Here is a 13,116-nt window from a genome sequence, read left to right as displayed (position 1 = left end):
CTCTTAAATATACTTTATATAAAGGCTTAGCAATTTATTTTGCTAAGCCTTAAAATTTTCTTTAATATTGAAAGATTTCTCTTAAAATGATAAAGTAATAAGTAGACTTATGAGAACATACTTTCACATTTAAGAGAATGGGGGATTTACATATGTATGAATATATAAAAGGCAAATATATGGGAATAATCAAAGATTATATAATAATAGAAAATAATAATATTGGATATAAAATTTTTACATCAGGAATTACAATGTCAGAAATGCCAAAAGTTTCAGAAGAAGTTATGTTGTATTTAACTCAAATTGTTAGAGAAGATTTTATAGGACTTTATGGATTTATATCAAGAGATGAATTAAATATGTTCAATATGCTTTTAGGAATAAATGGAGTTGGAGCAAAAGCAGCATTATCCCTTCTTTCAATAAGCAAAATAACAAATCTTAAATATGCAATAATGACTGGAGATGACAAGCATTTATGTAAGGCACCTGGAATAGGGAAAAAAACAGCAGGAAGAATAATTTTAGAACTTAAAGATAAACTTAAGCCAGATGAATTCTTAAATGATGAAGGTTTAGAAATAGGGAGTGAACAAGAAACTGACTATGAAAATATTCAAGAAGTTTTAGGGGCATTATTAGCTTTAGGATATTCAGAAAAAGAAGCAAATACAGCCATTAAAACTATAAATAAAGGAAATTCAGTAGAGGAAATGATAAAAGAGGCTTTAAAAGTTTTAATGGGATAGGGGGTTAGAAATGGAAAGAATAATAACACCAAACGAATTAAACGAAGATATAGGAAAAGAATTAAGTTTAAGACCAGAAAAAATAAGTGAATATATAGGTCAAGACAAAGTAAAGGAAAGGCTTAATATATTTATTAAAGCTGCGATGAAAAGAGGAGAAGCTTTAGACCATGTACTTCTTTATGGACCTCCAGGATTAGGAAAGACTACTCTTGCAAATATTATTGCAAAAGAAATGGGTGGAAATTTAAAAATAACTTCTGGACCTGCAATAGAGAGAGCAGGAGATTTAGCTGCTATATTAACAACTTTAAGTGATAATGATGTTTTGTTTATTGATGAAATTCATAGATTAAATAGAAGTGTAGAAGAAATACTTTATCCTGCTATGGAAGATTATGCATTAGATATTGTTATAGGAAAGGGAGCAGCTGCAAAATCAATAAGATTAGATTTAGCTAAATTTACACTTATTGGAGCAACAACAAGAGTTGGAATGCTTACATCTCCACTTAGAGATAGATTTGGAGTACTTTGTGCAATGGAATATTATACAGAAGATCAATTAACAGATATTATAATACGTAGTGCAATGGTATTTGGATCAAAAATAACAGAAGAAGGTGCAAGAGAGATTGCTAGAAGATCTAGAGGAACACCAAGAATTGCTAATAGACTTTTAAAAAGAGTAAGAGATTATTCAGAAGTCGAAGGAGATAATGTTATAAGTTATAAAGAAGCAAAAGATGCTCTAGAACTTTTAGAAGTAGATAATAGAGGGTTTGATAGAGTTGATAATAAAATATTAGAAGCTATTATTGATAATTTTAAAGGTGGACCAGTAGGAATAGAAACTCTTTCATATTTTATAGGAGAAGAGCTTGGAACTATAGAAGATGTGTATGAACCATATCTTCTTCAACAAGGGTTTATTGTAAGAACTCCAAGAGGAAGAATGGCAACAGAAAAAGCTTATAAACATTTAGGAAGAAAAATAGGGAATGAGAAAGTTATAGGAGAGCAAAAAAGTTTTTTTAAAAGCGAGGAGTAATAGAAATGAAAGTAAGTGATTTTAATTTTGATTTACCAGAAGAACTGATAGCACAACATCCACTAGAAAAAAGGGATTCATCAAGACTTATGGTTTTAAATAAGGAAACAGGAGAAATAGAGCATAAAGTTTTTAGTGATATAATAGATTATTTAAATCCAGGAGATACACTTATTCTTAATAATACAAGAGTTATGCCTGCTAGATTAATTGGTGAAAAAGAAGAAACAGGTGGTAAAATAGAATTCTTATTACTTAAAAGATTAGAAGGAGATAAGTGGGAATGTTTAGCTAAGCCAGGGAAAACAGCTAGAATAGGAAGAAAGTTTACTTTTGGTAATGGACAATTAAAATGCGAAGTAGTTGAAGTTTTAGAAACAGGAAATAGAGTTATAGAATTTAGTTATGATGGAATATTTGAAGAAGTATTAGATTCATTAGGAGAAATGCCATTACCTCCTTATATTCATGAAAAGTTAGATGATAGAGAAAGATATCAAACTGTTTATTCTAAAGAGAAAGGATCAGCAGCAGCACCAACTGCAGGATTACATTTTACAAAAGATCTTTTAAAAAAAATAGAAGATAAAGGTGTTAATGTAGGATATCTTACTTTACATGTTGGTCTTGGTACTTTTAGGCCAGTTAAAGTTGATGATATAAATGATCATGTGATGCATTCAGAATTTTATCAACTATCTAAAGAAACAGCAGATTTAATAAATAAAACAAAAGAAAATGGTGGTAGAATAATTTCTGTAGGAACAACTTCAACAAGAACTCTTGAAACTATAGGAGATGAAAATGGGAAAGTAAGAGAATGCAGTGGATGGACTGATATTTTTATATATCCTGGATATAAATTTAAAATAGTAGACAATTTAATTACTAATTTTCATTTACCAGAGTCAACACTTATAATGCTTGTATCAGCATTAGCAGGTCAAGAACATGTTCTTAATGCATATAAAACTGCAGTTAAAGATAAATATAGATTCTTCTCATTTGGAGATGCAATGTTTATAAAGTAGAAGGAATAGGAGTGAAAAATTTGAGTAAAAGATATACCTTATTAAAAAAAGATGGTAAAGCAAGAAGAGGTAGATTTGTAACACCTCATGGAACTGTTGAAACACCAGTTTTCATGAATGTTGGGACATTAGCTGCTATAAAGGGAGCAGTTTCAAGTATGGATTTAAAAGATATTGGATGTCAAGTAGAATTATCTAATACATACCATCTTCATTTAAGACCAAGTGATAAAACAGTAGCAAAATTAGGAGGATTACATAAGTTTATGAATTGGGATAGACCTATTCTTACAGATTCAGGTGGATTCCAGGTTTTCTCTCTTGCAAGTATGAGAAAAATAAAAGAAGAAGGAGTTTATTTTAATTCTCATATAGATGGAAGAAAAATATTTATGGGGCCTGAAGAAAGTATGCAAATTCAAAGTAATCTTGCATCAACTATAGCAATGGCTTTTGATGAATGTATTCCAATTCCTTCAACAAGAGAATATGTTGAGAAGTCAGTAGAAAGAACAACAAGATGGCTTAAGAGATGTAAAAAGGAAATGGATAGATTAAATTCTCTTCCAGAAACAATAAATAAAGAACAAATGTTATTTGGTATAAATCAAGGAGCTACATTTAAAGATATAAGAGTTGCACATGCAGAGGAAATAAAAAAATTAGACCTTGATGGATATGCAATTGGAGGGCTAGCTGTTGGTGAGACTCATGAAGAAATGTATGAAATTATAGATGAAGTAGTTCCACATTTACCAGAAGATAAGCCAATATATTTAATGGGAGTAGGAACTCCAGAAAATATACTTGAGGCAGTTGATAGAGGTGTAGACTTCTTTGATTGTGTCCTTCCAGCTAGAAATGGAAGACATGGGCAAGTATTTACTGCAAATGGAAAAATAAATCTTATGAACGCTAAATTTGAATTTGATACAAGACCTATAGATGAAGGATGTGGATGTCCAGCTTGTAAAAATTATACAAGAGCATATATAAGACATCTCTTTAAAGCAAAAGAAATGTTAGCTATGAGACTTACAGTTCTTCACAATCTTTATTTCTACAATAAATTAATGGAAGAGATAAGAGAAGCTATAGATAATGATTGTTATAAGGAATTTAAGGAAAAGAAATTAAAAGATTGGAATAAAAAATAAAATTTGACATAAAAAAAAATAATATGTATACTACTTTTAAAAGACGTTAAAAAAAGAGTAAAAGCGAAAGAGGGTTCAATATGCATAGTATATTATTAAACATAGTGCCAATTATAGTTATATTTGCGATTTTTTGGTTCTTAATAATTTTGCCAGAAAGAAAAAGAAAGAAAAAATATGGAGAAATGATGAGTGCTCTTCAATTGAATGATAATGTAATGACAAGAGGCGGAATAATTGGGAAAATAGTTCAAATGGATGATGAAAATGTAGTTTTAGAAACTGCAGGTAAAACTAGAATTAAAATTCTTAAAGATGCTATTGCAAAAAAATTAGAAAAAACTGAAAATAAATAATTAAAAATAAAGTGCCTATTTAAATTAGGCACTTTTTATAATATTAAGAAAAAATTATAAAATAAAGCATTTTCTTTATAAAAAATATGGAATATGTTATAATGTTATTTGATTTTTATATAAGAAATACCAATTATATAAGATAAAAATATAAAATATTTTAATAAAATATATATTTTATAGAATAATCTGATAACGGATTGGGAACAAATATGAAATATGAATAAATAACAGAGGGGGATAAAGATGAAGTCCAAAGGTAAAAGTACGGCTATTTTTATAATTTGTACCCTAGCAATTATTCTTTTTGCAATTGTTTGCTTTAGAGGCGTAGAAATAGGCGGATGGGAGGTTAAATCATTTAACCAAACAATAACTAAAGGTCTTGATTTACAAGGTGGAGTCTCAGTATTACTTGAAATAACGCAACCCAATGTAAGTCATGAAGATTTAGAAAAAACAAAAGACTTAATACAACTGAGAGTTAATAAGCTCGGAGTAGCAGAAACAGTTGTTACAACTGAAGGATCAAATAGAATAAGAGTTGATATTCCAGGAAAATATGACTCAGAAGGTATAGTGAAAACATTAAGTCAAACAGGTAATCTTACTTTTGTAGGGCCAGATGGAAAAGTTATATTAACTGGTAAAGATGTTGAAAAAGCATCAGCAGTAATTGATCAACAAACAAATCAACCAGTTGTATCACTTAAATTCACATCAGAAGGTACACAAAAATTTGCAGAAGCAACAAAAGAATTTATAGGTCAAAAAATTGCAATTAAAATGGATAATGAAACATTAACTGATCCAACTGTTCAAAGCCAAATAGATAATGGAGAAGCAGTTATAACAGGAAGTGGAAGTATTCAAGCAGCTCAAAATTTAGCTGGACTTATTAATTCAGGAGCTTTACCAGTTCCAATAAAAGCGGTTTCGCAACAAACAGTAGGAGCTCAACTTGGAGCAACAGCATTACCTAATGCAGTAAAAGCAGGAATTATAGGTGTTGGTATAGTATTCTTATTTATGATACTTTACTATAGAATTCCAGGACTTATTGCAAGTATAGCTTTAACATTCTATGTTACATTAGTTTTATTAGCTTTCGTAGAAATTGGAGTTACACTAACATTACCAGGAATAGCTGGATTGCTTCTAACCATAGGTATGGCAGTTGATGCCAATGTATTGATATTTGAAAGGACGAAAGAGGAGTTAGCTCGTGGAGTAACTGTAAAATCAGCAATTAAAAGAGGATATCAAAATGCTATGTCTTCAATTGTAGATTCAAATATGACTACAATAATAGCAGCTCTAATTTTATACTTCTTTGGTTCAGGTTCTGTAAAAGGATTTGCAATAACTCTTATGATAGGTATAATAATAAGTTTATTTACAGGTTTACTTGTAACTAAATTCTTATTAGATTTAGCTTATGATATGGGAATATTAAAGAAGTTAAGTGCATTTAGAGTGAAAAAGGAGGTAAAAGAAAATGCTTAAGATTATTGACAAATGGAAAATTTGGTTTTCTTTATCTCTAATAGTAATAATAATTGGTATAGGATGCATGATTTATAGAGGTGGTTTAAACTTTGGTATAGACTTTAAAGGTGGTACTCAAGTTATTTTTGATTTAGGTAATGGGTTTAATAAAGCTCAAGCAGATAAAATAGTTAATGAATATGTAAATGATGCGACAACAAATACAGTAAATTCAAATGAATATGAAATAAAATCTGCTAATCTTACTTCAGAGCAAGTAAATGAAATATTTAATAAATTCAAAACAGAGTTTAAAGTAGGAGATAAAGCACTTATATCTCAAAATCAAATAGGAGCATCTATTGGAAAAGAACTAACAGATAATGCAATTATAGCTTTATGTATTGCATTTATATGTATGCTTATTTATATAGCTATAAGATTTGAGTTTAAATTTGGATTAGCAGCACTTATAGCACTATTCCATGATATTTTAATAACAGTTAGTGTTTATGCAATATTTAATATAACAGTAAACTCACCATTTATAGCCGCAATACTTACAGTAGTAGGATATTCAATGAATGATAGTATAGTTATATTTGATAGAATAAGAGAAAATATGAAGTTTATAAAAAGAACTTCTCCGAGAGAAGTTGCTAATAAAAGTGTAAATCAAACAATGGCAAGATCAATAAATACAACATCAACTACACTTGTAACAATAATAGCAGTTTATATCTTTGTACCAAGTGTAAGAGATTTTGCTTTCCCATTAATAGTGGGTATAGCAGCAGGAGCTTATTCTTCAATATTTATAGCATCACCAGTTTGGGTTATGTTAAAAGATAGATCTCTTAAAAAAGGTAAGAGAAAAAAAGAAGTAGTTGTCGAAGAATTACCATAAAATAATCAAAAAAACCCTTAAAATATATATTTTAAGGGTTTTTTTTAATTTTTTTAATAAACATTTGTAAAATTCACAGTTTTAACTTATAATATTATTGTTTTCTAATTTTGTGGAGGAGATAATAATCATGCGAAAGTTTTGGGAGAGCATATATTGCCCTAATTATATAACAGGATATAATCCTTTTATACTAAAAGATATGAATAAGGCTATAGAAACTCTTAGTGATGCTATTAATAGTAGAAAAAAGATAGTTGTCTATGGAATAAACACTGTAGATGGTATTTGTGCAATTGCTTCCTTAAGCTTAGTACTTAAATATCTAAATGCAGATGTAGAATATCTTATTCATGAAAGTGAAGATTTAAAGAGTAAAATAAACTCATTTAATATAAAAGAAAGAGTGGACTTTTTAGGGGCAGATTTACTTATAACATTAGGTATAGATTTAGAATCTGAAGAAGTTGTGAATTTGTGTAAAAATTTAAAAATAGATTTAATAGTTTTAGAAAACGATAAAAATGATTTTAAGAGAAATTATATATATATAAATCCTAGACAAAAAAGTTGCCAATATAGGTACAAGACATTATCTTTATCTATATTAGCTTTTAAACTTATGCAAGCAGTTGCAATTTATTATAATATGAAAAGTATAAATAAATATTTGGATTTAATATTTATAGGAACAAGATGGAATTTATATCCTAAGCTTTCCATTACAGGAGAAAATGGTGTTATTTTGAAAGAAGGTAAAAAGTTTTTAGAAAATACAAATAATATAGGATTAAGGTCAATAATAGATTATAATCATATGAATAATAAAGTAGAAGAAGGAATAGATCAGATTACAAACTTTATTACACCGGCGATTAGTGCTGTTGGGATGGTTAATAATGGAAGAATAATATTGGAATTACTTATCACTGATGATAGAGATAGAGCAAAGCAGATAGTTAAATATTTACATAACATAAGTAAACAAAAAAATTAGTTATTATGGAGGATGAGTTATGGATTTTAAAGAAAAAATAGGAATAATAGAAAATTTCCCAAAAGAAGGTATAAGTTTTAAAGATATCACTACATTAATTGGTGAAGGAGAAGGATTAAGAGCATCAGTTGATGCTATAGTTGAGCATTTAAAAGATAAAAATATAGATTTAGTAGTAGGACCAGAAGCAAGAGGATTTATATTTGGAGTTCCAGTAGCATATGCTTTAGGCTGTGGTTTCGTTCCAGTAAGAAAACCAGGTAAATTACCAGGTGAAACTTTAAGTATAGATTATTCATTAGAATATGGAACTGATTCACTTCAAATTCATAAAAATTCAATAAAAAAAGGACAAAGAGTTGCAATAATAGACGATCTTTTAGCAACAGGAGGAACTATAGAAGCAGTTGCTAAACTTGTTGAGCTTGCAGGTGGAGAAGTTGTTTCAATGGATTTTGTTATTGAATTAACAGAGTTAAACGGTAAAGATAAGTTAGAAAAGTATGATGTTATGTCATTAGTTAAATATGATATTTAAAACATTGAAAATATAATTACAATAATATATAATTATAATAAAGAATGGCTGGTTTGGTAACCAGCCTTTGATTTTAGAAATTCTTAGTTGAAAACTATTTTTAAGGGAGAGTAATCCTACTATGATAGATAAATTAATAAAAGCTATAAATAAAAATTGTAATAATGTAGATATAGAAAAAGTTAAAAAAGCTTATGAATTTGCCGAAAAAGCTCATGAAAATCAGATGAGAGCATCAGGAGAACCATATATTACACACCCAATAGATGTAGCTGTTATATTAGCAGAACTTGGAATGGATACAGATACTATAATAGCTGGTCTTCTTCATGACGTAATTGAAGATACAGAGTATACTTATGATCAGGTAAAAGATCTTTTTGGTGAGGAAGTTACTAACCTTGTTGATGGAGTTACAAAACTTGGTAAAATAAAATATAAGACAAAAGAAGAGCAACAAGCAGATAATGTTAGAAAGATGCTTCTTGCTATGGCGAAAGATATAAGAGTTATAATAATAAAATTAGCAGATAGACTTCATAATCTTAGAACTCTTAAATATATGTCTAAAGAAAAAAGAAAGATAAAAGCTAAAGAAACTTTAGAGATTTATGCACCACTTGCTCATAGATTAGGTATGTCAAAAATAAAATGGGAACTTGAAGATATATCATTTAGATATTTACATGAAGAAGAGTATTATGATTTAGTAGCTAAAATTGCTGAAAAGAGAATTGAAAGAGAAGAATATATAGCTTCTATAGTAGAAGACTTAGGAAATAACTTAGAAAATGCAGGTATTGATGCAGATATAGATGGAAGACCTAAACATTTCTATTCTATATATAGAAAAATGGTTAAGAAGAATAAGAATATAGAACAAATTTTTGATTTGACAGCAATTAGGGTACTTGTTAACTCTGTAAAGGATTGTTATGGAGTTTTAGGAATAGTACATACAATATATAAGCCTATTCCTGGAAGATTTAAGGATTATATAGCTATGCCAAAACCTAATATGTATCAATCATTACATACAACAGTAATAGGACCACAAGGTAAAACCTTTGAAATACAAATAAGAACTTTTGAAATGCATAAAACTGCTGAGTACGGAATAGCAGCTCATTGGAAATATAAAGAAGGTTCAGAAGAAAAAAAAGAGATGAATTTTGAAACAAAGCTTGCTTGGCTTAGAGATATACTTGAATGGCAAAAAGAAACATCCGATGCGGAAGAATTTATGGAAGGATTCAAAATTGATCTTTTTTCAGATGAGGTTTTTGTATTTACACCAAAGGGTGTTGTTATAAATTTACCAAGTGGATCAACTCCAATAGATTTTGCATATAGAATTCATACAGATGTAGGAAATAGATGTGTAGGAGCAAAAGTTAATGGGAAAATTGTTCCACTAGATTATAATTTAAGGACTGGAGAAATTGTAGAGATAATTACTTCTAAAGTTGCTAATGGTCCTAAAATGGATTGGTTTAATATAGCTAAAAGTAATCAGGCTAAAAGTAAGATAAGACAATGGTTCAAAAGAGCAAAAAGAGAAGAAAATATATCAGTTGGTAGAGAGATATTAGAAAAAGAATTAAAGAAAAAAGGTATCTATTTAAATATATTAAACAAAGCTATTTCTAATGATAAAATTCAAAAAAAATATAATGTTCATACTCAAGAAGAACTTTTTGGAGCTATAGGAATAGGAGTAATAAATCCAGTATCTTTTACGAACAAAGTAAAAGAAGAATTAATTGATCCTTTTGAAAAGATAACTAAAGAAGTAGAAGATAAAAATGTAGAAGAGCAATTAGCAAAAGGAAATAAATCAATAGATAAAAATAAAGAGTATGGAGTAGTTGTAAAAGGACTTAGTAATATAATGGTTCGTTTTGCAAGGTGTTGTAATCCTGTACCAGGAGATGAGGTTTTAGGATATATAACTAAAGGAAGAGGAGTTTCAATTCATAGAAAAGATTGTTCTAATCTTCAAAATTTGATAAAAGAAGATCCAGATAAGGTACTTGAAGCAAGCTTTGGAGAAGATAAAAAATCAGCTTATGTTGCAGAAGTGCAAATAAAAGCTGAAGATAGGCTTGGAATTTTATCAGATTTAATGATTATAATTAATGAATCAGGGCTAGTACTAACAGCTTTAAATGCTAATTCTGCTAAAAATAATGTTGCAATAATAAACTTAAAGGTAAAAATAAAATCTATAGATCAACTTAAAGAGCTTATGAGAAAAATAAGAAATCTTAAAGGAATATTAGATGTATATAGAATGAATAGTTAGAAAAGAGGTTTTGAAAAATGAGAGCGGTAGTTCAAAGAGTTTCTAAATCAAGTGTAACAGTAAATGGAGAAATTATAGGAAGTATAAATAGAGGGTTAAATGTATTAATAGGTATTTCTAAAGATGATACAATAGAAGATTTGAAATATATAAAAGATAAAATTATAAATTTAAGAATCTTTGAAGATGAAAAAGAAAGAATGAACCTTTCAGTAAATGATATAAAAGGTGAAATACTTATTATATCTCAATTTACTCTTTACGGAGATTGTAGAAAAGGAAGAAGACCTAATTTTATGAATTCTATGAGCCCAAAAGAAGCAGAAGAATTATATAAAAAATTTTTAGAAATGATGAATGAAACTGAACTTAAAATTCAATGTGGCGAATTTGGAGCAGATATGAAAGTTTCTATAGAAAATGATGGACCAGTAACAATTTTATTAGACAGTTCTAAAGAATTTTAATAATATAAGGAGATGGTATAAATGATAATAAAAGCTATCCCAGCAGGAATATATGATGCAAATTGTTATATATTAATTGATGAAAAAACAAGAGAAGGTGCGATAATAGATCCAGGTGGAGATGAGTTAAAACTAGAAAGAATAATAAAAGATTTAGATTTTAAACCTAAATTTATTCTCTTAACACATGCACATATGGATCATGTAGGAGGAGTTGAATATTTAAGTAAACTTTTAAAAATTCCTTTTTATATGCATGAAAATGAAGAGCATTATATTGAAAATGACAACACTGTTTTTGGTAATATAAGAAAAGCAGATGGATTTTTAAAAGAAGATACAAAGCTTAATATAGGTAATTTAGATATAAAAGTTATTCATACTCCAGGGCATACACAAGGAGGTGTATGTTTTCTTGTAGATGGAAAACTATTTTCTGGAGATACTCTTTTTCAAGGTTCAATAGGAAGAACAGATTTTCCAGGTGGTGACATGAATACTATTTTAAATAGTATAAAAGATAAGTTATTAATATTAGGTGATGAAGTCGAAGTTTATCCGGGACATGGACCAAAAACAACAATAGGTTTTGAGAAAAAAATAAATCCATTCTTAAATTAAGGAGATTTAGTAATGAAGATAAATATAAACCTAAATGAGTTAAAATACAGAATAGATGTATATAATATGTTTAATATTTATTTTCCATTAGATGAATTTAAATTTGTAGATGAAACTTTAAATTGTGATTATTTAATAAAAGTCTCTAAGGATGAAGTTATCTTTAAAAAAGATAGCTTCATTTTAAAGAGAAAAAATAATGGAGATATAAAAAATACTTTAAAAAAATGTATTTTTGAAAGTTTAAAAGAATTAACTAAGGAAAATCATCCTTGGGGAATATTAGTTGGAATAAGGCCATCTAAAATAGCTTTAAAGCTTATAAATGAAGGGAAAACGGATGAAGAAATAATAAATATATTTAAGGAAAAGTATTTAACTGAAGAAGAGAAAACTAAACTTTGCATAGAAGTTGCAAAATCTGAAAAACTTTTTGTAAATAGAGAACAGGAAAAAATATCAATATATGTAGGAATGGCTTTTTGTCCTACTAGATGTGTTTATTGTTCATTTTCATCTAATCCAATAGGAAGTAATAAAAATCTTGTAAAACCTTATTTAGAAGCTTTAAAAAGAGAAATAGATAGTATAAAAAGATACATAGAAGAAAAGAATCTTCAAATAGAAACTGTTTATTTTGGAGGAGGAACTCCAACAGCTGTTTCAGATTTAGAGTTTAAAGATATAATGGAGAGTATTTTTAAAGCCTTTATTAAAGATAAAAATATAAAAGAATTTACAGTAGAATGTGGTAGACCTGATTCTATAAGTAAGGATAAGTTGCTAACAATGAAAAATTATTCGGTAAATAGAATAAGTATTAATCCTCAAACAATGAATAATAAAACTCTTTCTTTAATTGGAAGAGGACATACAGAAGAGGAGACAGTAAATATTTTTAAATTAGCAAGAAAAATTGGATTTGAAGATATAAATATGGATATTATAATTGGACTTCCAGGAGAAGGATTAAAAGAAGTTAAAAGAACAGTAGAAAAAATAAAGGAATTAAAACCAGATAGTTTAACTGTTCATGGATTATCATTAAAGAGAGGTTCAACTCTTTATGAGAAATTTTTACTTAAAAAAGGTTTAGGAATAAAATCACAAGATGAAATATTAAAAATGTTTGAAGAAAGTACAAAACTCTCTAAAGATTTAGAAGTTTATCCATATTATATGTACAGACAAAAAAATATGGTTGGAAATATGGAGAATTTGGGGTATGCTAAGAAGGGAAAAGAATGTATTTATAATATTCAAATGATAGAAGAAAGACAAACTATAATAGCTCTTGGAGCAGATGGAGTATCAAAAATTGTAAATTTAGATTCAAAAGGAATAGAAAGGTATCCAAATGTTAAAGATGTTAAAGAATATATCAAAAGAATAGATAAAATGATAGAAGGTAAAATTAATATTTTAAATACAATATACAATAATTAA

13 protein-coding genes are annotated in these 13,116 nt (G+C 28.0%); all 13 read left to right on the top strand.

Translation table 11 applies throughout. From position 1 onward, the window contains the following. Positions 1 to 152: 152 nt before the first annotated feature. Positions 153 to 752, top strand: coding sequence for a Holliday junction branch migration protein RuvA (ruvA, locus tag HMPREF1092_RS06680; RefSeq protein ID WP_002597882.1), 600 nt, complete (start codon positions 153 to 155; stop codon positions 750 to 752). A 10-nt stretch (positions 753 to 762) separates the two neighbouring features. Further along, the gene (ruvB, locus tag HMPREF1092_RS06675; protein WP_002597881.1) at positions 763 to 1,803 is read left to right on the top strand and encodes a Holliday junction branch migration DNA helicase RuvB; all 1,041 of its coding nucleotides are present in this window, start codon (positions 763 to 765) and stop codon (positions 1,801 to 1,803) included. 5 nt (positions 1,804 to 1,808) lie between these two features. Next, entirely contained in the window at positions 1,809 to 2,834 is a 1,026-nt protein-coding gene (gene queA / locus HMPREF1092_RS06670; RefSeq protein WP_002597880.1) for a tRNA preQ1(34) S-adenosylmethionine ribosyltransferase-isomerase QueA, read from the top strand. A 20-nt stretch (positions 2,835 to 2,854) separates the two neighbouring features. Further along, positions 2,855 to 3,991, top strand: a complete 1,137-nt coding sequence (gene tgt, locus HMPREF1092_RS06665; protein WP_002597879.1) for a tRNA guanosine(34) transglycosylase Tgt — start codon at positions 2,855 to 2,857, stop codon at positions 3,989 to 3,991. An 80-nt stretch (positions 3,992 to 4,071) separates the two neighbouring features. Continuing rightward, complete coding sequence (yajC, locus tag HMPREF1092_RS06660) at positions 4,072 to 4,347, top strand: preprotein translocase subunit YajC (protein ID WP_002597878.1); 276 nt, start codon at positions 4,072 to 4,074, stop codon at positions 4,345 to 4,347. Between the two features lie 246 nt (positions 4,348 to 4,593). Further along, positions 4,594 to 5,853 carry a protein translocase subunit SecD gene (gene secD / locus HMPREF1092_RS06655; protein ID WP_002597877.1) on the top strand — a complete coding sequence of 420 codons (1,260 nt, stop codon included), beginning with the start codon at positions 4,594 to 4,596 and terminating at the stop codon, positions 5,851 to 5,853. Next, the gene (gene secF / locus HMPREF1092_RS06650) at positions 5,846 to 6,742 is read left to right on the top strand and encodes a protein translocase subunit SecF (protein WP_002597876.1); all 897 of its coding nucleotides are present in this window, start codon (positions 5,846 to 5,848) and stop codon (positions 6,740 to 6,742) included. The genes secD and secF overlap by 8 nt, the downstream gene beginning before the upstream one ends. A 130-nt stretch (positions 6,743 to 6,872) precedes the next feature. Then, positions 6,873 to 7,739 carry a DHH family phosphoesterase gene (locus HMPREF1092_RS06645; protein ID WP_002597875.1) on the top strand — a complete coding sequence of 289 codons (867 nt, stop codon included), beginning with the start codon at positions 6,873 to 6,875 and terminating at the stop codon, positions 7,737 to 7,739. A 19-nt stretch (positions 7,740 to 7,758) separates the two neighbouring features. Further along, entirely contained in the window at positions 7,759 to 8,277 is a 519-nt protein-coding gene (locus HMPREF1092_RS06640; protein ID WP_002597874.1) for an adenine phosphoribosyltransferase, read from the top strand. Positions 8,278 to 8,398: 121 nt separating this feature from the next. Then, positions 8,399 to 10,582 carry a RelA/SpoT family protein gene (locus HMPREF1092_RS06635; protein ID WP_002597873.1) on the top strand — a complete coding sequence of 728 codons (2,184 nt, stop codon included), beginning with the start codon at positions 8,399 to 8,401 and terminating at the stop codon, positions 10,580 to 10,582. A 17-nt stretch (positions 10,583 to 10,599) separates the two neighbouring features. Then, the gene (gene dtd, locus HMPREF1092_RS06630) at positions 10,600 to 11,049 is read left to right on the top strand and encodes a D-aminoacyl-tRNA deacylase (RefSeq protein WP_002597872.1); all 450 of its coding nucleotides are present in this window, start codon (positions 10,600 to 10,602) and stop codon (positions 11,047 to 11,049) included. Positions 11,050 to 11,070: 21 nt separating this feature from the next. Further along, a complete protein-coding gene (locus tag HMPREF1092_RS06625) occupies positions 11,071 to 11,670 on the top strand; it encodes an MBL fold metallo-hydrolase (protein ID WP_002597871.1) in 600 nt (199 codons plus the stop codon). 12 nt (positions 11,671 to 11,682) lie between these two features. Beyond that, the gene (locus tag HMPREF1092_RS06620; protein ID WP_002597870.1) at positions 11,683 to 13,116 is read left to right on the top strand and encodes a coproporphyrinogen III oxidase; all 1,434 of its coding nucleotides are present in this window, start codon (positions 11,683 to 11,685) and stop codon (positions 13,114 to 13,116) included.

This window comes from Clostridium thermobutyricum (assembly GCF_000371465.1).
GTDB lineage: Bacteria > Bacillota > Clostridia > Clostridiales > Clostridiaceae > Clostridium > Clostridium thermobutyricum.
The sequence above is the reverse complement of the archived record's forward strand: the minus strand, read 5'-3'. Positions and strand labels throughout refer to the sequence as shown.